21 protein-coding genes are annotated in these 20,876 nt (G+C 68.9%); 8 read left to right on the plus strand and 13 right to left on the minus strand.

The genetic code is table 11. From position 1 onward, the window contains the following. Positions 1 to 13 precede the first annotated feature (13 nt). Entirely contained in the window at positions 14 to 466 is a 453-nt protein-coding gene (gene mntR / locus J7U37_RS02400; protein ID WP_056180515.1) for a manganese-binding transcriptional regulator MntR, read from the minus strand. A gap of 106 nt (positions 467 to 572) precedes the next feature. After that, the gene (locus tag J7U37_RS02405) at positions 573 to 1,460 is read right to left on the minus strand and encodes a LysR family transcriptional regulator (protein WP_244476787.1); all 888 of its coding nucleotides are present in this window, start codon (positions 1,458 to 1,460) and stop codon (positions 573 to 575) included. A 195-nt stretch (positions 1,461 to 1,655) separates the two neighbouring features. On the opposite strand from J7U37_RS02405, the gene J7U37_RS02410 reads away from it, so the two are divergent. The 6 genes from J7U37_RS02410 (at position 1,656) to lpdA (ending at position 8,123) form a co-directional block, all read left to right on the plus strand. Then, on the plus strand, positions 1,656 to 1,967 hold the full coding sequence (locus tag J7U37_RS02410) for a septum formation initiator family protein (protein ID WP_055953008.1): 312 nt from the start codon (positions 1,656 to 1,658) through the stop codon (positions 1,965 to 1,967). Between the two features lie 146 nt (positions 1,968 to 2,113). Then, on the plus strand, positions 2,114 to 3,220 hold the full coding sequence (pdhA, locus tag J7U37_RS02415) for a pyruvate dehydrogenase (acetyl-transferring) E1 component subunit alpha (protein WP_056180180.1): 1,107 nt from the start codon (positions 2,114 to 2,116) through the stop codon (positions 3,218 to 3,220). Positions 3,221 to 3,320: 100 nt separating this feature from the next. Continuing rightward, on the plus strand, positions 3,321 to 4,763 hold the full coding sequence (locus tag J7U37_RS02420) for a pyruvate dehydrogenase complex E1 component subunit beta (RefSeq protein ID WP_056180512.1): 1,443 nt from the start codon (positions 3,321 to 3,323) through the stop codon (positions 4,761 to 4,763). Positions 4,764 to 4,822: 59 nt separating this feature from the next. After that, entirely contained in the window at positions 4,823 to 5,104 is a 282-nt protein-coding gene (locus J7U37_RS02425) for a DUF5076 domain-containing protein (RefSeq protein ID WP_056180508.1), read from the plus strand. 56 nt (positions 5,105 to 5,160) lie between these two features. Further along, the gene (locus tag J7U37_RS02430) at positions 5,161 to 6,597 is read left to right on the plus strand and encodes a pyruvate dehydrogenase complex dihydrolipoamide acetyltransferase (protein WP_247634706.1); all 1,437 of its coding nucleotides are present in this window, start codon (positions 5,161 to 5,163) and stop codon (positions 6,595 to 6,597) included. An 86-nt stretch (positions 6,598 to 6,683) separates the two neighbouring features. Then, on the plus strand, positions 6,684 to 8,123 hold the full coding sequence (lpdA, locus tag J7U37_RS02435) for a dihydrolipoyl dehydrogenase (RefSeq protein ID WP_247634707.1): 1,440 nt from the start codon (positions 6,684 to 6,686) through the stop codon (positions 8,121 to 8,123). A gap of 89 nt (positions 8,124 to 8,212) precedes the next feature. On the opposite strand, the gene J7U37_RS02440 is transcribed toward lpdA, so the two are convergent. From J7U37_RS02440 to paoA, 4 genes are all read right to left on the minus strand, one after another. Next, positions 8,213 to 8,446 (minus strand): hypothetical protein, encoded by a 234-nt coding sequence (locus J7U37_RS02440; RefSeq protein ID WP_247634708.1) that lies wholly within the window; start codon positions 8,444 to 8,446, stop codon positions 8,213 to 8,215. A gap of 211 nt (positions 8,447 to 8,657) precedes the next feature. Continuing rightward, complete coding sequence (gene paoC, locus J7U37_RS02445) at positions 8,658 to 10,877, minus strand: aldehyde oxidoreductase molybdenum-binding subunit PaoC (RefSeq protein WP_247634709.1); 2,220 nt, start codon at positions 10,875 to 10,877, stop codon at positions 8,658 to 8,660. A 4-nt stretch (positions 10,878 to 10,881) separates the two neighbouring features. After that, positions 10,882 to 11,832, minus strand: a complete 951-nt coding sequence (locus J7U37_RS02450; RefSeq protein WP_056480011.1) for a xanthine dehydrogenase family protein subunit M — start codon at positions 11,830 to 11,832, stop codon at positions 10,882 to 10,884. Beyond that, positions 11,829 to 12,455 carry an aldehyde dehydrogenase iron-sulfur subunit PaoA gene (paoA, locus tag J7U37_RS02455; protein ID WP_247634739.1) on the minus strand — a complete coding sequence of 209 codons (627 nt, stop codon included), beginning with the start codon at positions 12,453 to 12,455 and terminating at the stop codon, positions 11,829 to 11,831. Before paoA ends, J7U37_RS02450 begins: the two co-directional genes overlap by 4 nt. A gap of 547 nt (positions 12,456 to 13,002) precedes the next feature. Here paoA and J7U37_RS02460 point away from each other — a divergent pair. Beyond that, a complete protein-coding gene (locus tag J7U37_RS02460) occupies positions 13,003 to 13,467 on the plus strand; it encodes a hypothetical protein (RefSeq protein WP_247634710.1) in 465 nt (154 codons plus the stop codon). A gap of 15 nt (positions 13,468 to 13,482) precedes the next feature. On the opposite strand, the gene J7U37_RS02465 is transcribed toward J7U37_RS02460, so the two are convergent. The 4 genes from J7U37_RS02465 to J7U37_RS02480 all read right to left on the minus strand — a co-directional run bounded on the left by J7U37_RS02465 (position 13,483) and on the right by J7U37_RS02480 (position 16,048). Further along, entirely contained in the window at positions 13,483 to 13,779 is a 297-nt protein-coding gene (locus tag J7U37_RS02465) for a hypothetical protein (RefSeq protein WP_056180158.1), read from the minus strand. A gap of 54 nt (positions 13,780 to 13,833) precedes the next feature. Beyond that, positions 13,834 to 14,844 (minus strand): inorganic phosphate transporter, encoded by a 1,011-nt coding sequence (locus J7U37_RS02470; protein ID WP_056180155.1) that lies wholly within the window; start codon positions 14,842 to 14,844, stop codon positions 13,834 to 13,836. 8 nt (positions 14,845 to 14,852) lie between these two features. Next, positions 14,853 to 15,509, minus strand: a complete 657-nt coding sequence (locus tag J7U37_RS02475; protein ID WP_247634711.1) for a DUF47 domain-containing protein — start codon at positions 15,507 to 15,509, stop codon at positions 14,853 to 14,855. Positions 15,510 to 15,607: 98 nt separating this feature from the next. Further along, positions 15,608 to 16,048: an Lrp/AsnC family transcriptional regulator gene (locus tag J7U37_RS02480; protein WP_247634712.1), complete on the minus strand. Its 441-nt coding sequence runs from the start codon at positions 16,046 to 16,048 to the stop codon at positions 15,608 to 15,610. A 225-nt stretch (positions 16,049 to 16,273) separates the two neighbouring features. Between J7U37_RS02480 and J7U37_RS02485 the strand changes: the two genes are divergently transcribed. Next, positions 16,274 to 17,530: a D-amino acid dehydrogenase gene (locus J7U37_RS02485; RefSeq protein ID WP_247634713.1), complete on the plus strand. Its 1,257-nt coding sequence runs from the start codon at positions 16,274 to 16,276 to the stop codon at positions 17,528 to 17,530. 7 nt (positions 17,531 to 17,537) lie between these two features. Here J7U37_RS02485 and J7U37_RS02490 read toward each other — a convergent pair whose 3' ends face one another. The 3 genes from J7U37_RS02490 to J7U37_RS02500 all read right to left on the minus strand — a co-directional run bounded on the left by J7U37_RS02490 (position 17,538) and on the right by J7U37_RS02500 (position 20,713). Next, positions 17,538 to 18,467, minus strand: coding sequence for an AEC family transporter (locus J7U37_RS02490; RefSeq protein ID WP_156375933.1), 930 nt, complete (start codon positions 18,465 to 18,467; stop codon positions 17,538 to 17,540). 156 nt (positions 18,468 to 18,623) lie between these two features. Further along, positions 18,624 to 19,457: an S-formylglutathione hydrolase gene (gene fghA, locus J7U37_RS02495; RefSeq protein WP_247634714.1), complete on the minus strand. Its 834-nt coding sequence runs from the start codon at positions 19,455 to 19,457 to the stop codon at positions 18,624 to 18,626. Between the two features lie 119 nt (positions 19,458 to 19,576). After that, positions 19,577 to 20,713 (minus strand): S-(hydroxymethyl)glutathione dehydrogenase/class III alcohol dehydrogenase, encoded by a 1,137-nt coding sequence (locus tag J7U37_RS02500; protein WP_056180501.1) that lies wholly within the window; start codon positions 20,711 to 20,713, stop codon positions 19,577 to 19,579. Between the last annotated feature and the right edge of the window lie 163 nt (positions 20,714 to 20,876).

A 20,876-nucleotide genomic window follows, 5' to 3' on the forward strand; every position in this document is an offset into this window, starting at 1 on the left:
AATTTCGCACCGGTCAGGCCGACTTCGCCGTGAACAGCCGAAACGCCTCCAGGGTCTCGGCGCTGACATGGTGCTCGATGCCCTCGGCGTCGCGGCGCGCGATCTCGGGGCTGACCCCGAGAGCGCACAGGAACTGCTCGACGATGCGGTGGCGCTCGCGGCTCTGCACGGCCAGGGCCTGACCCGCCTCCGTCAGGAACACACCGCGATAGGGGCGCTGCTGCACCAGGCCGTCCTCGGCCAAACGCTTGAGCATCTTGGCCACGGTGGGCTGGGCCACTCCGAGGCGGGCGGCGATGTCGACCTGACGCGCCTCGCCGCCATCGCCGATCAGGTCGGCGATCAGCTCGACGTAATCCTCCACCAGTTCGAGCCGGCGCGCCTCGCGGGCCTGCCGGAAGCTCTCCACGTGGACGTCGGGATCGACGAGGGCCGTATCGGGGGCGGGGGCGGTCGAATCCTGCATCTGGCCGGCGAACTCCCCCGAATTCAGGCGCCCGGGATAGGCGCCCGAGCCGGGTTGTACCGAAGCGATGTCCCGGATGGGAGCCCCCAGGCGTCCGAAAGCCGCCTCAACCGCGCAGGTCGGCCACAAAATCCCGCGTGAACCGCGGCAGGTCGGCCAGCGAGCGCACGCAGATGGTGAGGTCGCGCAGGGCCCAGGCATCCTCGAGCGGAACGATGGCCAGCGGCATCGTGCGGGCGGCCCGCGCCGCCGTGGTCTCCGGCACGATGCCGAGCCCGACGCCGCAGGCGACGAGCCGGCAGATCGCGTCGAAGCTGCGCAACTGCACCCGCAGCCGCATGGGCGGGCGCCCCGTGCGCGCCGCCTTGTCGGCGAGGAACCGGGTCAGCGCGCTGGTGCGGTCGAGCCCCACCAGGGGATGCTCCATCACCTCCGCGAAGGCGACCGCGTCCCGCGCCGCCAGGGAATGGTCGGCAGCCGCCACCATGACGAAGCGGTCCTGGCGGAACGGGTAGGTCTCCAGCGCGCCAGTATCCACCGTGCCGGCGACGATGCCGAGATCGGCCGAGCCCTCGGCCACCAGCCCGACGATCTCGTCCGAGGTCCGCTCCTCGATATCGACGCTGACCCCCGTCCGGCGGGCCAGGAACGCGCTCAGAACCTCGGGCAGGAATTCGGTCAGCGCATTGGTGTTCGAGACCAGCCGGATCTGCCCCACCGTGCCGCCGGAGAACGCCGCCAGGTCCTCCTGCATCCGGTCGATCCGCTCCAGGAGCCCGCGCGCATGGGCGAGCAGGCTGCGCCCCGCCGGGGTCGGGACGACGCCCTGGCGCCCGCGCGTCAGGAGGGCCGCCCCCAGGGTTTCCTCCATGGCGCGAATCCGCACCGAGGCGGCGGCCAGCGCGAGATTGGCCCGGGCCGCGCCGTGGGTGATCGATCCCGCCTCGACCACGTGGCGGAACAGGCCGAGATCGACGAGGTCGAACCGCATCATCGCATCCGCATACCCGTGCGCAGAGCCCTGTGCCGCATGGTCTCGTTCGCCCTGGTCCTGGTCCCCATGCTGGTCCTGATCTCCATGCCGGTTCTGATCTCCATGCTGGTTCTGATCTCCATGGCCTCGAACATTATGGCCCAGCCTCATCGTCGCGTCAGGACTTCCTTAACCGTACGCGCGCATCGTGCCCGCATGGTGGTCCGTCGTCGTGTCCGTGCTGTTCTGATGCCCCTCGGCCTCTACGCCGTGTCGGGCCTCGTCGTGGGCTTCTTCGTGCATCAGGCCGAGAGCGGGAATCGCGGCCTCGAGGCCAAGCGCGCCCTCAAGGTCCAGGCCCGGGCCCTGAACCAGGAACTGAACGCCGCGAAGGCCGACCGGGCGATCTGGGAGCATCGGGTGGCCCTGCTGCGCAGCGATCAGATCGACCGCGACCTCCTGGAGGAGCGCGCCCGGGTCATGCTCGGCCGTGTCCATGCCAACGACGTGGTCATCATCGATCCCTGACCCCCGCGGCGACACGGGACAGCGCGGCGAAACCATCCCGGCCCCGCCTGACAACTTCCCGGTTCTGTCGGGATGCCGGCCTCGCTTTCCCGAAGGGCGTGTCCTAGAACCCCGATGAGAACAGATGTTCCCCGGGGAGTCCGCCGATGGTTGCCGCGAAGGATGCAGGCCGAGCCGCCTCCGACACACGTCCGCCGGAGAGCAGCGAACCTGCGAAGGCGGGCCAGTCCGGCGGGGCCGCGAGCCCGGCCGAGATCCATGCCCCGGCTGCGAATTCCCCCCAGTTCACCCGCGAGGAAGACCTCCACGCCTATCACGAGATGCTGCTGATCCGGCGCTTCGAGGAGAAGGCCGGCCAGCTCTACGGCATGGGCCTGATCGGCGGGTTCTGCCACCTCTATATCGGCCAGGAAGCGGTCGTGATCGGCATGCAGATGGCCTCGGTCGACGGCGACCAGGTCATCACCGGCTATCGCGACCACGGCCACATGCTGGCCTGCGGCATGGACCCGAAGGGGGTCATGGCCGAGCTGACCGGCCGGCGCGGCGGCTACAGCCGCGGCAAGGGCGGCTCGATGCACATGTTCTCCCGCGAGAAGCAGTTCTTCGGCGGCCACGGCATCGTCGGCGCCCAGGTCTCCCTCGGGACCGGTCTCGCCTTCGCCGACGCCTACAAGAAGAACGGCAATGTCAGCCTGACCTACATGGGCGACGGCGCGGCCAACCAGGGCCAGGTCTACGAGAGCTTCAACATGGCGCAGCTGTGGAAGCTGCCCGTGGTCTACGTGATCGAGAACAACCGCTACGCCATGGGCACCTCGGTGGCCCGGGCCTCGGCCCAGACCGACTTCTCGCGGCGCGGCATTTCCTTCGGCATCCCCGGCGAGCAGGTCGACGGCATGGACGTCCGCACCGTGCGCGAGGCCGCCGCCCGGGCGATCGAGCACGCCCGTTCGGGCGAGGGTCCCTACATTCTCGAGATGCAGACCTACCGCTATCGCGGCCACTCGATGTCCGATCCGGCCAAGTACCGGACCAAGGACGAGGTCTCGAAGATGCGCGAGGAGCACGACCCCATCGAGATGGTGCGCAAGCGCCTGATCGAGATGCACGGGGTGCCGGAAGCCGACCTCAAGGCCACGGACGCCAAGGTGCGCGAGACCGTCAACGAATCCGCCGAGTTCGCCACGCACGATCCCGAGCCGGACCCCTCCGAGCTGTGGACCGACATTCTGCTGGAAGCCCGCGCCTGAGACCCATCATGTGTCGGAGACGGGGGCCGCGTCCCGCATGCGCGGCCGCGCCCCTGCCTCCGAAGGGCTGACCGCCTCATCCTCGATCGACGAGCATTCCATGGCGACCGACATCCTGATGCCCGCCCTGTCTCCCACGATGGAGGAGGGCAAGCTGTCCAAGTGGCTCAAGAACGAGGGCGACGCGGTCAAATCCGGCGACGTGCTCGCCGAGATCGAGACCGACAAGGCGACGATGGAGGTCGAGGCCATCGACGAGGGCATCCTGGCCAAGATCCTGATCGCGGAAGGCACCGAGGGCGTGAAGGTCAACACGCCGATCGCCGTCATTGCCGCCGAGGGCGAGGACGTCTCGGCCGCCGCGGCGGGTGGCGGCGCCCCGAAGGCCGATGCCCCGGCACAGGCGGCGCCTGCACCCGACATGCAGGCGGAGGGCCAGGCCGAGAGGCCGGCGCCGAGCGCCAAGACCGCGGACGATGCGCCCAAGGCCCCGGCCGCCCCCGCCACCATCACCAACAAGGCGCCCGCGCCCGTGATGGCGGAATTCCCCGAGGGCACCGAGATGGTGACCACGACCGTCCGCGAGGCCCTGCGCGACGCCATGGCGGAGGAGATGCGCCGCGACGACGCCGTCTTCGTGATGGGCGAGGAGGTCGCCGAGTACCAGGGCGCCTACAAGATCACGCAGGGGCTGCTGCAGGAGTTCGGCGCCCGCCGCGTGGTCGACACCCCGATCACCGAGCACGGCTTCGCCGGCATCGGCGTCGGCGCCGCCTTCACGGGCCTGCGGCCGATCGTCGAGTTCATGACCTTCAATTTCGCCATGCAGGCGATCGACCACATCATCAACTCGGCGGCCAAGACCCTCTACATGTCCGGCGGCCAGCTCGGCTGCCCCATCGTGTTCCGCGGCCCGAACGGCGCGGCGGCCCGCGTCGGCGCCCAGCACAGCCACGACTACTCGGCCTGGTACTCCAACGTCCCCGGCCTCAAGGTGATCGCGCCCTACACCGCGTCCGACGCCAAGGGGCTGCTCAAGGCCGCGATCCGCGACCCGAACCCGATCATCTTCCTGGAAAACGAGATCCTGTACGGCCAGAGCTTCCCGGTGCCGAAGCTCGACGATTTCGTCCTGCCGATCGGCAAGGCCCGGGTCCACCGCACCGGCAAGGACGTGACCATCGTGTCGTTCTCGATCGGCATGACCTACGCCCTGAAGGCGGCGCAGGCGCTGGCCGAGGAGGGCATCGAGGCGGAGGTGATCGACCTTCGGACGCTTCGCCCGATGGACACCGAGACGGTGGTGGCATCGGTCAAGAAGACCGGCCGCTGCGTCACCGTGGAGGAGGGTTTCCCGCAATCGGGCATCGGCGCCGAGATCTCGGCCCGCCTGATGGTCGATGCCTTCGACTACCTCGACGCCCCGGTCCTGCGCGTCACCGGCAAGGACGTGCCGATGCCCTACGCCGCCAACCTCGAGAAGCTTGCGCTGCCCAACGTCGCCGAGGTGATCGAGGCGGTGAAGGCCGTCTGCTACCGCTGAGAACGTTGCGCGTTCCCCTCCAACTCTTCCCGGTCCGGGGAGAGACCGGAGACGAGATGATGACCCAGAAATTCGAAGAACTCTCCGCCCCGCCGGATGCCATCGAGAACGGTGGCATCGAAGTGTTGCGGGCCAGCGTCGTCGACGGCGCGGTGAGCATCGCGCTGCGGCGCTCGTTCGACGATCCGGCGACCTGGGGCCGCCTGCTGGCCGACCTCGCCCGGCAGGCGGCGCGGGTCTACGCGCTGGAGACCGAGATGTCCGAGGACGAGGCTTTCGCCCGCATCGGCGCCGGCTTCGAAGCCGAAAGCCTCGACCCCGACGCACCGATTCTGAACTGACCGCCGCCATTCGACGCCGCCCGCCACCGACCGCTGACGCTCAGGATCTTCACTCCATGCCCATCAACGTCCTGATGCCCGCCCTGTCGCCCACGATGGAGAAGGGCACCCTCGCCAAGTGGCTCAAGAAGGAGGGCGACGCGATCAAGTCCGGCGACGTGCTCGCCGAGATCGAGACCGACAAGGCGACGATGGAGGTCGAGGCCATCGACGAGGGCATCCTGGCCAAGATCCTGGTGGCGGAGGGCACCGCCGACGTGCCGGTGAACGACCTGATCGCCATCATCGCGACGGATGGCGAGGACCCCGCCAGCGTGCAGGCCTCCGGCGGCGGCGGGGCCGCTGAAGCTCCGAAGGCCGAATCCGCGAAAACGGATGCCGCCGCGAACGCGACGCCCGGCGGCGGCACGATGGCGTATGCCCGCGTCAACGAGGCGCCGGACGGCGCCCAGCCTCGCGACGCCAAGCCCGAGGGTGGCAACACGGGTGGTCAGACGGGGGGCAACACGGGGGGCGCGACGTCCGAGACCGGGCGCGTCATCGCCTCGCCGCTGGCCCGCCGGATCGCCAAGCAGGAGGGCGTCGATCTCGGCGCGGTGACGGGCTCCGGCCCGCGCGGGCGGGTGATCGAGCGCGACGTCCGCGCGGCGCTCGCCGCAGGCATCGGCAAACCAGCCGAGCCTGCCCCGAAGGCGGTCGACACGCCGAAGGCCGCCGCCCCGGCGCCTGCCAAGGCGGCGGCACCGGTCGGCCTCACCGTCGATCAGGTCCGCGGCTTCTACCCGAAGGGCACCTTCGAGGAAGTGCCGCTGGACGGCATGCGCAAGACCATCGCCAAGCGCCTGACCGAGGCGATGCAGGTGGCGCCGCACTTCTACCTGACGGTGGATTGCGAACTCGATGCCCTGATGGCCCTGCGCGAGCACCTGAACAGCAGCGCGGGCAAGACCAAGGACGGCAAGCCGCTGTTCAAGCTCTCGGTCAACGACTTCGTCATCAAGGCGATGGGCCTCGCCCTCATGCGGGTTCCGGCCGCCAACGCGGTCTGGGCCGAGGACCGCATCCTGCGCTTCGACAATGCCGAGGTCGGCGTCGCGGTGGCGATCGACGGCGGGTTGTTCACGCCGGTGATCCGCCGGGCCGACCAGAAGACGCTCTCCACCATCTCCAACGAGATGAAGGATTTCGCCGCCCGGGCGCGGGCCAAGAAGCTGAAGCCCGAAGAATACCAGGGCGGCGTCACCTCCGTGTCCAACCTCGGCATGTTCGGCATCAAGCACTTCACCGCGGTGATCAATCCGCCGCAATCCTCGATCCTCGCGGTGGGGGCCGGCGAGAAGCGCATCGTGGTGCGCGACGGCGCCCCGGCCGTGGCGCAGGTGATGACCGCGACCCTCTCCTGCGACCACCGCGTCCTCGACGGTGCGCTGGGTGCTGAGCTGATCTCGGCGTTCAAGGCCCTGATCGAGAACCCGATGGGGATGCTGGTCTAGGCGGAACGCAGAGACCGCTAGGCGAATACGGCTGAACCACCCTCACCCCGGTCCCTCCCAGAGCGTGGAGGACGTAGGAGCGCCCGATGGCCGACACCTATGACATCCTCATCATCGGCGCCGGCCCCGGCGGCTACGTGGCGGCGATCCGGGCGGCGCAGCTCGGGTTCAAGACGGCGGTAATCGACCGCGAGCATCTCGGCGGCATCTGCCTGAACTGGGGCTGCATCCCGACGAAGGCCCTGCTGCGCTCGGCCGAGATCTACCACTACATGCAGCACGCCGCCGATTACGGGCTGTCGGCCGAGAAGGTCGGGTTCGACACGGCCGCGATCGTCAAGCGCTCGCGCGGAGTCTCGACGCGGCTCAACGGCGGCGTCGGCATGCTGCTGAAGAAGAACAAGGTCGACGTGATCTGGGGCGAGGCCACCGTGACGGCCGCCGCCAAGGGCAACCAGCCAGGCCAAGTCACCGTCAAGGAGACCACCCGCGCCCCGGCACCGAAGGGCGCGCTAGCGGCCGGCTCGTATTCCGCCAAGCACATCATCGTCGCCACCGGCGCGCGGCCCCGCGCGATCCCCGGGATCGAGCCGGACAAGAAGCAGATCTGGACCTACTACGAGGCGATGGTTCCTGAGACCATGCCGAAGAGCCTGCTGGTGATGGGCTCCGGCGCCATCGGCATCGAATTCGCCTCGTTCTACCGCACCATGGGCGCCGAGGTGACGGTGATCGAGCTGCTGCCGCAGATCCTCCCCGTCGAGGATGCGGAGATTGCAGGCCTCGCCCGCAAGCGCTTCGAGAAGCAGGGCATCAAGATCCTCACCGGCGCCAAGGTGACGAAGGTGGAGAAATCCGCCGACGCCGTCACGGCGACGATCGAGACGGGGGACGGCAAGTCCCAGCAACTGACGGCGGAGAAGCTGATTTCGGCGGTTGGCGTCGTCGGAAACATCGACGGCATCGGCCTCGAAGCGCTCGGCGTTACCATCGAGCGCGGCATCGTGGTGACCGACGGGCTCGGCCGCACCAACGTGCCGGGCCTTTACGCCATCGGCGACGTCGCCGGCCCACCGATGCTCGCCCACAAGGCCGAGCACGAGGGCGTGCTGTGCGTCGAAACGATCAAGGGCCTGCATACCCACGCCATGGACAAGGCGAAGATCCCCGGCTGCACCTATTGCCAGCCTCAGATCGCCTCCGTGGGCCTGACCGAGGCCAAAGCGAAGGAGCAGGGTTTCGCCGTCAAAATCGGCCGCTTCCCGTTCGCGGGCAACGGCAAGGCCATCGCGCTCGGCGAACCGGACGGGCTGGTGAAGACCATCTTCGACGCCAAGACCGGCCAGCTCCTCGGTGCCCACATGGTCGGCGCCGAAGTCACCGAGCTGATCCAGGGCTACGTCGTCGCCATGAACCTGGAGACCACCGAGGAAGACCTGATGCACACGGTCTTCCCGCACCCGACGCTCAGCGAGATGATGCACGAGAGCGTGCTCGATGCGTACGGGAAGGTGATCCACAGCTAGGGCGACGGACCGGATCACCCAAACAGAACCCCGCCGGAACGCTCTGTTCCGACGGGGGAATCACCCTCTGGTTGTGGTGCGATCAGCGATCAGACGTGGGCCGACGCCCGCCACGTCGAGAGGAAGTGGGCATTCACTCGTGCGGGGCGGCGTGGTCCCGCGTCTAACGCTCCGCGCGCCAGGGTGACGGCTGCGGCGCCAAGAACGGCGAGGCTTCCGCCGAGCGGAGCCGCGACGACGGCTTCGAGAAGGCCGTGCGACCACATCAGCGCAGAGCCGCCCAGAGCACCCAGAAGCGCGACAGGAATGAATCCAACGATCATGATCTTGCCTCCGTGGTTCGTATCGGGCCAACGCCCGGACACGGAGCTTGTTGCACGTGGGCGTTGCGTTTTCGGCGGACCTGACGACGCAGATCCGGGCCGGCCTCGGCGCCCGGCTTGGGCAGCGCACCCGCCCGCGACCTGCCGCGATTGAAAATCCATGGCGGCCGCCGCCGCGAATGCCGCGACCGCCCGCGCGCCAGGGCTCGGGTCAGGCGGCGTCCGGCATCTGCCCGAGCAGCTTGTCGAGGGTGATCGGGTAGCTCCGCACCCGTACGCCGGTGGCGTTGTAGACCGCGTTGGCCACTGCGGCACCGACGCCGCAGATGCCAAGTTCGCCGACACCCTTGGCCTTCATCGGCGAGGATTGCGGATCGACCTCGTCGAGGAAGATCACCTCCTGATGCGGGATGTCGGCATGCACCGGCACTTCGTATCCGGCCAGATCGTGATTGACGAAGAAGCCCCGCTTGGTGTCGACCGCGAGTTCCTCCATCAGGGCGGCGCCAACCCCCATGGTCATGCCGCCGATGACCTGGCTGCGCGCCGATTTCGGATTGAGGATGCGGCCGGCCGCGCACACCGCCAGCATGCGCCGGACCCTGATCTCCGCCGTGTCGACGTCGACGCCGACCTCGACGAAGTGGCCCGCGAAAGTCGATTGCTGCTGCTTCTTGGCGAGATCGCCGTACTCGATCGAATCCTCGGCCACGAGTTCGCCGTCGCTGGCTGCCTTCGCCAGCGCTTCGGTCCGGTTGCCCGAGCGGACCTCGCCGTCGGCGAAGGCGGCATCGGCCGAGTTGAAGCCGAGGCGCTGGGCCACCGCCTCGCGCAGCTTCACGCAGGCCGCGTAGACGCCCGCCGTCGAATTGTTGGCGCCGAACTGACCGCCGGAGCCGGCCGAGACCGGGAAATCCGAGTCGCCGAGGCGCACCACCACCTTGTCGAGGGCAACGCCCATCATCTCCGCCGCCGTCTGGGCGATGATGGTGTAGCTGCCGGTGCCGATATCGGTCATGTCCGTCTCGACCGTGACCACGCCGTCGCGGCCGAGCCGGACGCGCGCGCCCGATTTCATCAGCAGGTTGTTGCGGAAGCCGGCGGCCATGCCGATGCCCACGAGCCAGCGCCCGTCCCGAACCTGTCCCGGATTCGGGTTCCGCTTCAACCAGCCGAAAGCCTCGGCCCCGCGTTCGAGGCAGCCGACGAGATTCCGGTGCGAGAACGGACGCTCCGGGTGACCCGGATCAACCTGGGTGTCGTTGCGGATGCGGAAGGCCACCGGGTCCATGCCCAGCTTCTCCGCCATCTCGTCCATGGCGACCTCCAGGGCCATCAAGCCAGGCCCCTCACCGGGCGCCCGCATCGAATTGCCTTCCGGCAGATCGAGATGCGCGAGCTTCATACCCGTCAGGCGGTTGGCCCCCGCATACAGGAGCTTGGTCTGATCGACCGCCGTCTCGGGCTTGCCCTGCGGGAGGTTGCCCGAGGTGCTCTCGTGCGCGATGGCGGTGATCGTGCCGTCCGGAGTCGCGCCGATACGGATGCGCTGGATGGTCGCCGGACGGTGCGTGGTGTTGTTGGCCACCAGCGGGCGCGTCAGCGCGACCTTGACCGGGCGGCCGGCGGCCTTGGCGGCCAGGGCCGCCACGACCGCGTCGGAGCGTACGAACAGCTTCCCGCCGAATCCGCCGCCGATATAGGGCGAGTCGATCCGCACGGATTCGGCCGGGATGTTCAGGATCTTGGCGATGCTGCCCTTGGTCCAGGCGATCATCTGGTTGGAGGTCCACAGGGTGAGCTTGTCGCCCTCCCAGGCCGCGATGGTGGCGTGCGGCTCCATCATGGCGTGGCTCTCGTCGGGCGTCGTGTAGGTCTCGTCGAACGTGACGGGGGCCTTCGCGAAAGCGCCCTCGAAATCACCCGCCCGGTCCTCGCCGCCGCTGCTGCTGCCCTCACCGCTGTCGCCCGGGACCGGCTTGGCCGAGGGCGCCACCGCAGCGAGGTCGAACTGGCCGGCCTCTCGGGCATAATCGACCTTGACCAGGAAGGCGGCGGCCCGTGCCTGCTCGAAGGTCTCGGCCACCACCACGGCGATCGCCTGATGGTAGTGCTGAATCTCCGCGCCGCCGAAGAGGTTCGCGGCGTTCATCTTGCCGAGGCCGAGCTTCGGCATGTCGAGGGTGGTCACGATGGCGACGACGCCGGGCGCGCGCTTGGCGGCCGCGGTGTCGATGGCGCGTACCCGCCCCTTGGCGATGCCGGCGCCGAGCACGTAGCCATAGGCCTGGTTCGCCGCGACGTCGTGGCGCTCATAGGCATAGGCTGCCGTACCGGTGGTCTTGTACTTGCCGTCGATGCGGTCGGTGGCCTTGCCGACGAGCTTGAGCTGGTCGATCGGGTTCTGCCCCGCGGGGGTGTCGAACTTCATGGCTCTAGGCCCTCGCTTCGGTCAGCGCCGCCGAGAGGGTGCGCTCGGCCAAGGTCAGCTTGTAGGCATTGTCGTGAGTGGGTTTGGCCCCGTCGAAGGCCCGGGCGGTCACCGCCTTGGCGCCGCGCGCCATCTCGCCCTCGGCGGCTTCCACCCGCCACGGCTTGTGCGCCACGCCGCCGAAGGCCGCCCGGCCGGAGCCGTCCGGCTGCACCACCGCCGCCACCGACACCAGCGCGTAGGCATAGGAGGCCCGGTCGCGGACCTTGCGGTAGATATGGGCGCCGCCGAGGGGCTTGGGCAGCGTCACCGCGGTGATCAGCTCGCCCGGTGCCAGCGTGGTGTCGACCTCCGGCCGGTCGCCCGGCAGGCGGTGGAACTCGGCCATCGGTATGGTGCGCGTCGCGCCCTTGGCGTTCACGGTCTCGACGGTGGCGTCGAGCACCCGCATGGCCACCGCCATGTCGCCCGGATGGGTGGCGATGCAGGCCTCGCTCGCGCCGATCACGGCGAGCTGGCGCGAGACACCGTCCAGGGCCGAGCAGCCCGAGCCCGGCTGGCGCTTGTTGCAGGCCTGGGCCGTGTCGTAAAAATACGGACAGCGGGTGCGCTGCAGGAGGTTGCCGGCCGTGGTCGCCTTGTTGCGGAGCTGGCCCGACGCGCCAGCCAGCAGCGCCCGGCTCAGCACGGCGTAGTCCTTGCGCACCCGGGCATCGGAGGCGAGATCGGTGTTGCGCACCAGGGCGCCGACGCGAAGACCGCCCTCGGGAGTGGGCTCGATCTGATCCATGCCGAGGCCGTTGACGTCCACGAGATGGGTCGGGGTCTCGATCTGCAGCTTCATCAGATCGAGGAGGTTGGTGCCGCCGGCAATGAACTTGGCGTTCGGGTTGCGGGCAACGGCGGCGGCCGCCTCGGCGGCGGAGGCCGGGCGCTCGTACGTGAAGGACTTCATGCCTGCTTCCCCGCGACTTCGGTCATCGCTTCGACGATGTTGGAATAGGCGCCGCAGCGGCAGATATTGCCGCTCATGCGCTCGCGGATCTCGGCGTCGGTGACCTGCATCGGTGCGTTCAGATCGGCGGTGACGTGGCTCGGGATACCGGCCTTGATCTCGGCGAGCACCGCGACGCCGGAGCAGATCTGGCCCGGCGTGCAGTAGCCGCACTGGTAGCCGTCATGTTTGATGAAGGCGGCCTGCATCGGGTGCAGGGCGTCTGGCTGGCCCAGACCCTCGATGGTGGTGATCTCCGATCCCTGATGCATGACCGCGAGGGTCAGGCAGGAATTGATGCGTCGGCCATCGACGATCATCGTGCAGGCGCCGCACTGGCCGTGGTCGCAGCCTTTCTTCGAACCGGTCAGGTGCAGGTGCTCGCGCGCGGCGTCGAGCAGGCTGGTGCGGGTGTCGAGGTCCAGATCCCGGCGCTGGCCGTTCACCGTCAGCGAGACCTTCGCCATCACCGGCTGGTCCGGGCCGGACAAGGGACCAGCCTTGGGACCAGCCTCGGGGCGGGATTCGGCACCGGCCCGGGACGGCACCGCCGCCAGGGCTGCACAGGCCGTCGCACCGGCCATCACGTCGCGTCGACTCACGTCATTCTCTCCAGCGCTGGCCTTCTCCCGGAAACTGGCCTTCTCTCCGGGACTGGCCTTCGCTTGGAGACTAGACTTTTCTCCACGACTCGACATGGCGATCTCTGCATCTGTTAGAGAATGGAGCTGACGGCGGGGCGCCCGAAACGAGGATGTCGCAAGAACAACGCAGCCTGACAGTGGGACCGGACGCCGGCCTCGGACGATCCCATCCCGGGGCGGAGCCGCATCCCGAAATGGCGTGTCGGACGTGAACGCAGAACTCGTCGTCTTGGTCCCTGGAATTTCTCCAGACTGCCCGCCCCGGCGGAACGATGTGCTCGCTCGCACACGCCTGTGCCTCACCCGGATGCGGCCGATTCTCGCGCTAACCATCCGCCACCGCGACCGAGGGGTCTCCGGGAACCATCGAGGCCCCGCAGCGCTTCGGCCTTCCGAAGAGCGCGAGCCGGGGCTCCCTTGAGCCATCTCGTCGCGGACGGACACGTGCCCTAGCTCTCCGCCAGGGACCTCACAGCGAAGGTGCGCGATGCAAAAGGGATTTCGGTGGATCGGCCGGGTGGCGGTGCCGATGGCGGCCCTGATCGTCGGGGCCGGCACGGCCAGCGCCGACTGCATCCGGCACGTCTACAACCGCTCGCCCCTGGTGTTGGTCGGCAGCCAGGCGGGCGGCCCGTCCTTCACGATCCGTCCGGGAACGTCCCGGGCGATCCGGCTGTCCGGCCCCGGGGGTCTGGACCTCGCCGGTTACTGCGCCCCCTACGGACGCGGCGACGGCGATCCGGCGGCTTTCGGCCCTCCGGCGGTCCAGACGGCCCTACGCTACACCGCCGTTCTCGACCGCTGCTACATGGAGATCGGGCACGATTTCTTCGATCGCGAACTCGGCCGCGGCTTCCTGCCCCGCCGGGATACAGCTCCGTTCACCGTCAACAACCCGAAGCAGGGCGACGTGGTGCTCTACACCGACACGGCTGTGTGCAGCCCGCGCTGACGGGGCCTCGGCCTTTCAGATCGGGTGCGGCACCTCGGGCTTGAGCTTGAGCGGCCGCGCCAGCTTCTTCGAGAGGCGTCCGGCGGCCTCGATCGCAGCGCCTTCCGGGTTGGCCGCCGCCACGATGCCCAGGGCCTCGTCCTGGGAGGCGGCCCGAACCGCATAGACGCGCAGAGGCTCGCGCCGCTGCTTCACCGCCACGAGGAAGACCTGGCTCTTTCCGCTCCGGCGGGAGCGGGACTTGTCGGTCCCGGGCGGTTCGGTCCCGGGCGGTTGCTGGCGCGGCAGGTCGGAAACGACCGTCTGGGGCATCGTGCATCCTGGCTCATGTCGCATCCGGCCCCCGCAAGGGGGCTTCGTCCCTCGTCATCGCACCAGGGCGGTCAGGCCGTAGCAGGCGGCCCCGATTCCGGCGGCGGCCGGCAGGGTCAGGACCCAGGCGACGACGATATTGCTGGCAACGCCCCAGCGCACCGCAGAGGTCCGGCGCGCGGCGCCGACGCCGATGATCGCGCCCGTGATGGTGTGGGTGGTCGAGACCGGCACTCCGAGCCAGGTCGCGGTGAACAGCGTGATCGCCCCGCCGGTCTCGGCGCAGAAGCCCTGCATCGGGTTCAGCCGGGTGATCTTCGAGCCCATCGTGTGGACGATGCGCCAGCCGCCGAACAGCGTGCCGAGCGCCATGGCGGACTGGCACGCGATCACCACCCAGAGCGGCACGTGGAACGCGCCGCCGAGATGCCCCTGCGAGTAGAGCAGCACCGCGATGATCCCCATGGTCTTCTGCGCGTCGTTGCCGCCGTGCCCGAGGGAGTAGAGCGAGGCCGAGACGAACTGCAGGGCGCGGAAGCGCCGGTCGACCACGAACGGCGTCGACCGCACGCACAGCCACGACACCGCGAGCACCAGCACGAGGGCCAGCAGGAAACCGATAAGGGGCGACAGCACGATGGCGGCGGCCGTCTTGGTGAGACCGCTCCAGACCACCGCGTCGAACCCCGCCTTGGCCATGCCCGCCCCGATGAGGCCACCGACCAGGGCATGCGAGGAACTGGACGGGATGCCGAAGATCCAGGTGACGACGTTCCACGCGATGGCGCCCACCAGCGCACTGAAGATCACCTGCGGATCGATGATGCCGGCATCGACAATGCCGGTCCCGAGGGTCTGGGCCACGTGCAGACCGAAGAACAGGAACGCGATGAAGTTGAAGAACGCCGCCCACAGCACCGCATATTGCGGGCGCAGCACGCGGGTCGACACGATGGTGGCGATGGAATTGGCCGCGTCGTGCAGGCCGTTGAGGAAATCGAAGACCAGCGCCACGGCGATCAGGCCGACGAGAGCGGGCAGGGCGAGCGCGGTGGCCTCGGTCATCGGATGCCCTAAACGTTCTCGATCACGATGCCGCTGATTTCATTGGCGACGTCCTCGAACCGGTCGACCACGTCCTCGAGGTGGCCGTAGATCTCGGCGCCGATGAGGTAGGCCATGGTGTCGCCGTCACCGCCATCCTTGCGATGCGCCTGGTAGAGGGCCTTCAACCCGCGCTCCTGCATCTCGTCCGAACGGCCTTCGACCCGGGTGATCGCCTCGGTCAGCGTGTTGATCCGCGCCGCATGGGTGCCGATGGCGCTGAGAAGCGGGATCGCCTCGGCGGTCAGACGGGCCGCCTCGATCACGGTCCCGCCCATCTCGCGCATCAGCGGATCGAAGGTCCGCACTTCGTAGAGCGCGATCGTCTTCACGGTCTTGTTCATCTGGTCGATGGCATCGTCCATCGACTGGATCAGGTCCTTGATGTCCCCCCGGTCGAACGGCGTGATGAAGCTGCGGCGGACCGCGAGCAGGACCTCGGCGGTGATCGCGTCCGCCTCGTCCTCGTGGGCAACGACCTGCTGGCAGTAACCCGGAACCGCCTCGCCGCCCCGAAGGACATTCTCGAGCGCCTCGGCCCCGGCCACCAATGTCCGCGAGTGCCGCTCGAACAGATCGAAGAACCGATCCTCGCGCGGCATCAACGCCTTGAACCACCCCAGCATCCCGGACTCCGCCACCGAACGAGTTGGTTAGCCAACTAGTGTTCTGCGGATCGCCGGACCAGGGCGGCTGGGACGATTTCGCGCTCGTCCGCGGGCCTCTACCGGCCGACCACGGTGCGGATGGTGAAGCTCGATTGGATGCGGGCGACCCCGGGCAGCTTCGAGAGCACCGCACGGTGCAGCTGCTCGTACTCCGCCATGTCGGCGACCCGGATCTTCAGCAGGTAATCCGAATCGCCGGTCATCAGGTGGCAGTCCTGGATGTCGGGGCATCGGCGAACGGCGGCCTCGAAGCGGTTGAGGCACTCCTCCGTCTGCCGCTCCAGCGCGATTCGGGTCATGACCACCAGGCCCGCCGAGCCGGGACCGTCGAGGAGCACGGTGTAGCCCCGGATCGTCCCGTCGCGCTCCAACAGGCGCAGGCGCCGCAGGCAGGCGGAGGCCGAGAGCCCGACGCGTTTGGCGAGAGCCGCGTTCGGAATGCGCGCCTCCTCACGCAGGATTCGCAGGATCGCGGCATTGATCTCGTCCGCCGGCATGTCCGTTTCCAAGCTCCCACAACGATCGGCCGAAGAAGTGCAGAATCGTGCGCTGACAGAGCACATGATCGCATGATCTGCGAAAGTTTGGCAGCAACGCTCGCACGATTTGGTGTTTCTGTGGCGTGTGATCCCGTCGGCTCGGGCGGCCCGGTTCACCCTGGCCCTGCGCGTGGATCGCCCACGCGATCCCCGGGGCGGGATTTCCGGAGGGGAGACGGTCGGATGCGGGTCCTGGTTCTCGGAAGCGGCGTCGTCGGCGTCACCACGGCCTATTACCTCGCCAAGGCGGGCCACGCCGTCACGGTGGTGGACCGTCAGCCCGCCGCCGGGATGGAGACCAGCTTCGCCAATGCGGGCCAGGTCTCGCCGGGCTACTCGGCGCCCTGGGCGGCGCCCGGCATCCCCATCAAGGCGATGAAATGGCTGATGATGCGCCACCGGCCCCTGGTGCTGTGGCCCTCCGTCGAGCCGCGATTCTACGGTTGGCTGGCGCGCATGCTCGCGAACTGCACCGAGGAGGCCTACACCCGCAACAAGGGCCGCATGGTCCGCCTCGCGGAGTATAGCCGCGACGTCCTGCGCGACCTGCGCACCGAGACCGGCATCGCCTACGACCATCGCACCGGCGGCACGCTGCAGCTCTTCCGCACCCGGAAGCAGCTCGACCATATCGGCGACGACACCCGCGTGCTCGACACCTACGGCGTCGCCTACACGGTGCTGGACCCGGCCGGCTGCATCGCCGCCGAGCCGGCGCTCGCCGCGGTTCAGGCCAAGTTCGTCGGCGGCCTCCGTCTTGCGGGCGACGAGACCGGCGATGCGCACCTGTTCACGCAGCGCCTCGCGGCCCTGTGCGAAGGTCTCGGCGTGCGCTTCCGCTACGGGACCCGCATCGACGGGCTTCGGACCGAGGGCGATCGGGTCACGGGTGTCGTCTGCGGCGCCGACGCCCTCCAGGCCGACGCCTACGTGGCCGCCATGGGCTCCTTCACCGCGGCGCTGCTGCATCCCCTCGGCCTGCGCCTGCCGATCTACCCGGTAAAGGGCTACTCGCTGACCTTGCCGGTGACGAACCCGGAGGGCGCACCGGTCTCCACCGTGATGGACGAGACCTTCAAGGTGGCGGTGACCCGCCTGGGCGACCGCATCCGGGTGGGCGGCACCGCCGAACTGGCGGGCTTCAGCGATGCCCTGCGGCCGCCGCGGCGGGCCACCCTCGAGCATTGCGTGCGCGACCTGTTCCCGAACGGCGGCGACCTCGGCGCCGCGCGGTTCTGGACCGGCCTGCGCCCGATGACGCCGGACGGGACACCGATCGTCGGCGCGACGCGCTACGCCAACCTCTACACCAACACCGGGCACGGCACCCTCGGCTGGACCATGGCCTGCGGCTCGGGCCGGGTTCTCGCCGATCTCCTGTCCGAACGCGCGCCCGAGATCGACCATGCCGACCTCGCTTTGGCCCGCTACGCTGCCTGATGCCCGATCAGGCGGTGAACCGCTCCAGAATCAGCAGCACCAGCGGAATGGCGAGGCCGGCCAGTACCGTCTGCAGGGCGAGGATGCCGGCCATCAGGGGCGCATCACCGCCGAGCTGTCGCGCCATGATGTAGGACGAGGAGGCGGTCGGCAGCGACTGGAACAGCAGCGCGGTCGCGGCGGCCGGCCCGTGCAGGCCGGCGACGCGGCAGGCCAGGATGGTCACGGCCGGCATCAGGATGAACTTGGCCGCCGAGGCGATCAGGACCGGCCGCAGCCAGGTCCGCACCGTGGCGGGATCGAGGGCCGCGCCGACGCAGAGCAGCCCGAGGGGGAGGGAGGCCTGGCCGAGGGCCTTCAGCATCGGCTCCAGGCCGGGCGGCAGGCCGAGGCCGCCGGCCTGCAGGAGGATGCCGATCAGGCAGGCGACGACCAGCGGATTCAGCGCGAGCTGCCGGGCCACCGACCCCGGGGCGAGCCGGCCGGCCGAGCCGTACCGGGCGAAGACCAGGACGCACAGGATGTTGACCGTCGGCACGATGGCGGCGTTGGCCACCGCCGCGAGGGCGATGCCCTGCGCGCCGAAGACCCCCGCCGCCGCCGAGACGCCGACGTAGTTGTTGAAGCGCACGCCGCCCTGGAACACCGAGGTGAAGGCGGCCCCGTCGAGGCCGAGCCTCGGCCGCAAGGCCAGCAGGAGGCCGGCCACCATCAGGGTCGAGGCCACGAGGACGCCGGCCAGTGCGAAGACCGGGACCCCGTCGAGGCGGGCGGTGGCGAGGCCGTGGACGAACAGCGACGGCAGCAGCACGTAGTAGCCGAGGCGTTCGGCCTGACCCCAGAAGGTCTCCGCCACCAGCCCGCTCCGGCGCAGCACCATCCCGAGGGCGATCAGCAGGGCGATCGGCACCAGGGCGAGAATGACGGTGACGGTCACGCGTCGCCCCGGTCGGGCATCGACGCGGCGGCGGGTAGGAAACCCATGGGACGGGGACTCAGGGCAGAAGTTTTAGGACGGGAACTCAGGGAGCCATCGAGGCCTCGGGGGGAGGGCGCCGATGCGCGGACCGGAGCCCGCGCATCGGCCGGCGGCCTATTTGAGGCGCGCCGCCGCCCAGGCGATGTGGTCGGCCATGAAGGTCGAGATGAAGTAGTACGAGTGGTCGTAGCCCTCGCGCATGTTGAGGGTCAGGGCGATGCCGGCCTTCTTGCAGGCCTCTTCCAGCAGCCACGGACGCAGACCGTCGTCGAGGAAGCTGTCGGCGGTGCCCTGGTCGACCAGGAACTCCGGGAAGCGCCTGCCGTCCTCGATCAGCGCCGTGGCATCGTGGGCACGCCACGCCGCGGTGTCGGTGCCGAGGTACTTCTCGAAAGCGGGCTTCGACCATCCGGCCGTGGAGGGCTGGGCGATCGGCGCGAAGGCCGAGCACGACTTGAAGCGCTCGGGGTAGGTGAGGGCGATGGTCAGCGCGCCGTGGCCACCCATGGAATGGCCGAAGATGCCCTGGCGCGTCATGTCGGCCGGGAATTCCTTGGCGATGAGGGCGGGCAGCTCCTCCGTCACGTAGCTCCACATCCGGTAGTTGGTGGCGTAGGGCGCCTGGATGGCGTCGAGGTAGAAGCCGGCGCCGGAGCCGAACTGCCAGTTGCCCTCCTCGTCGGGAATGCCGGGGCCGCGCGGGCTGGTATCGGGCGCCACGATGATGACGCCGTGCTCGGCCGCCGCCTTGCGGTACTCGCCCTTGTCCATGACGTTGGCGTGGGTGCAGGTGAGGCCCGACAGGTACCACAGCACCGGAACCGGACCGGCCTCGGCCTGCGGCGGCACGAACACCGCGAAGGTCATCGGGCAGCCCGTCGTCTGCGCATCGTGCTTGTAGACGCCCTGCGTGCCGCCGTGGGCGCGGGCCTTCGAGATGGTTTCCATGGACCGTGATCTCCTGTCCGAGGGCTGGCCCCGCTCCGGGGCATGGGGTGGGTCACCGAGAGAAAGTGCAGGTGCGTGCCCCTCCCCCGCGGAGGGGAGGGGATGGACCGAGCCCGATCCTAGTAAACCACCACCGACCGGATCGACTTGCCCTCGTGCATGAGGTCGAAGCCGTGGTTGATGTCCTCGAGCGGCATGGTGTGGGTGATCAGGTCGTCGATGTTGATCTTGCCGTCCATGTACCAGTCGACGATCTTCGGCACGTCGGTGCGGCCGCGGGCGCCGCCGAAGGCCGAGCCCTTCCAGACGCGGCCGGTGACGAGCTGGAACGGACGGGTCGAGATCTCCTTGCCGGCCTCGGCCACGCCGATGACGATCGACTCGCCCCAACCGCGATGGCAGCACTCGAGGGCCTGGCGCATCACGTTGACGTTGCCGGTGCAGTCGAACGAGAAATCGGCGCCGCCGCCCGTCGCATCGAGGATCGCCGCGACGACGTGATCGTTGCCGACCTCCTTCGGGTTGATGAAGTGGGTCATGCCGAACTTACGCGCCATCTCCTGCTTGTCCGGATTGATGTCGACGCCGATGATCTTGTCGGCGCCCACCATCCGGGCGGCCTGCAGCACGTTGAGGCCGATGCCGCCGAGACCGAACACCACCACGTTGGCGCCGGGCCAGACCTTGGCGGTGTAGATCACCGCGCCGATGCCGGTGGTGACGCCGCAGCCGATGTAGCAGATCTTGTCGAAGGGAGCGTCTTCGCGGATCTTCGCCAGGGCGATCGCCGGCAGGACCGTGAAGTTCGAGAAGGTCGAGCAGCCCATGTAGTGATACACGGTGTTCGACCCGCCCGGGCTGCCGCCGGTGGAGACGCAGGAGAAGCGGCTGGTGCCGTCGGGCATCACGCCCTGGCCCTGCGTCGCGCGGATCGCGGTGCACAGGTTGGTGCGCTGCGACAGGCAGGACTTACAGTTGCGGCATTCCGGGGTGTAGAGCGGGATGACGTGGTCGCCCGGCTTCAGCGCCGTGACGCCGGCGCCGACCTCGCGGACGATGCCCGCGCCCTCGTGACCGAGAATCGCCGGGAACTTGCCCTCGGAATCGAGGCCCGACAGGGTGTAGGCATCGGTGTGGCAGATGCCGGTGGCCATCAGCTCGACGAGAACCTCGCCGGCCTTGGGTCCTTCGATGTCGATCGTCTCGATGGTAAGAGGCTTCTTGGCCTCCCACGCGACCGCGGCGCGCGTCTTCATAGCGTTGTCCTTGTTGCTGTGATGATCACGGACGGCGGCGATGAATGCCGGCGCTTCACCTCGCGACACCTGGACGGTGACAAGGCGAACGGCCCGAAAATCTGGGTCGTGTGTGATGCCTCCCGCGCCGAGATGCAACAGCCGTACGGGATCGTTTGCGCGA

This window comes from Methylobacterium sp. 37f, from assembly GCF_023093475.1.
GTDB lineage: Bacteria > Pseudomonadota > Alphaproteobacteria > Rhizobiales > Beijerinckiaceae > Methylobacterium.

What these genes read in the sequence shown, in the direction of transcription:
- mntR (WP_056180515.1), bottom strand. Translation starts at nt 466, where the DNA reads ATGCAGGATTCGACCGCCCCCGCCCCCGATACGGCCCTCGTCGATCCC.
- J7U37_RS02405 (WP_244476787.1), bottom strand. Translation starts at nt 1,460, where the DNA reads ATGATGCGGTTCGACCTCGTCGATCTCGGCCTGTTCCGCCACGTGGTC.
- J7U37_RS02410 (WP_055953008.1), top strand. Translation starts at nt 1,656, where the DNA reads ATGGTGGTCCGTCGTCGTGTCCGTGCTGTTCTGATGCCCCTCGGCCTC.
- pdhA (WP_056180180.1), top strand. Translation starts at nt 2,114, where the DNA reads ATGGTTGCCGCGAAGGATGCAGGCCGAGCCGCCTCCGACACACGTCCG.
- J7U37_RS02420 (WP_056180512.1), top strand. Translation starts at nt 3,321, where the DNA reads ATGGCGACCGACATCCTGATGCCCGCCCTGTCTCCCACGATGGAGGAG.
- J7U37_RS02425 (WP_056180508.1), top strand. Translation starts at nt 4,823, where the DNA reads ATGACCCAGAAATTCGAAGAACTCTCCGCCCCGCCGGATGCCATCGAG.
- J7U37_RS02430 (WP_247634706.1), top strand. Translation starts at nt 5,161, where the DNA reads ATGCCCATCAACGTCCTGATGCCCGCCCTGTCGCCCACGATGGAGAAG.
- lpdA (WP_247634707.1), top strand. Translation starts at nt 6,684, where the DNA reads ATGGCCGACACCTATGACATCCTCATCATCGGCGCCGGCCCCGGCGGC.
- J7U37_RS02440 (WP_247634708.1), bottom strand. Translation starts at nt 8,446, where the DNA reads ATGATCGTTGGATTCATTCCTGTCGCGCTTCTGGGTGCTCTGGGCGGC.
- paoC (WP_247634709.1), bottom strand. Translation starts at nt 10,877, where the DNA reads ATGAAGTTCGACACCCCCGCGGGGCAGAACCCGATCGACCAGCTCAAG.
- J7U37_RS02450 (WP_056480011.1), bottom strand. Translation starts at nt 11,832, where the DNA reads ATGAAGTCCTTCACGTACGAGCGCCCGGCCTCCGCCGCCGAGGCGGCC.
- paoA (WP_247634739.1), bottom strand. Translation starts at nt 12,455, where the DNA reads ATGGCCGGTGCGACGGCCTGTGCAGCCCTGGCGGCGGTGCCGTCCCGG.
- J7U37_RS02460 (WP_247634710.1), top strand. Translation starts at nt 13,003, where the DNA reads ATGCAAAAGGGATTTCGGTGGATCGGCCGGGTGGCGGTGCCGATGGCG.
- J7U37_RS02465 (WP_056180158.1), bottom strand. Translation starts at nt 13,779, where the DNA reads ATGCCCCAGACGGTCGTTTCCGACCTGCCGCGCCAGCAACCGCCCGGG.
- J7U37_RS02470 (WP_056180155.1), bottom strand. Translation starts at nt 14,844, where the DNA reads ATGACCGAGGCCACCGCGCTCGCCCTGCCCGCTCTCGTCGGCCTGATC.
- J7U37_RS02475 (WP_247634711.1), bottom strand. Translation starts at nt 15,509, where the DNA reads ATGCTGGGGTGGTTCAAGGCGTTGATGCCGCGCGAGGATCGGTTCTTC.
- J7U37_RS02480 (WP_247634712.1), bottom strand. Translation starts at nt 16,048, where the DNA reads ATGCCGGCGGACGAGATCAATGCCGCGATCCTGCGAATCCTGCGTGAG.
- J7U37_RS02485 (WP_247634713.1), top strand. Translation starts at nt 16,274, where the DNA reads ATGCGGGTCCTGGTTCTCGGAAGCGGCGTCGTCGGCGTCACCACGGCC.
- fghA (WP_247634714.1), bottom strand. Translation starts at nt 19,457, where the DNA reads ATGGAAACCATCTCGAAGGCCCGCGCCCACGGCGGCACGCAGGGCGTC.
- J7U37_RS02500 (WP_056180501.1), bottom strand. Translation starts at nt 20,713, where the DNA reads ATGAAGACGCGCGCCGCGGTCGCGTGGGAGGCCAAGAAGCCTCTTACC.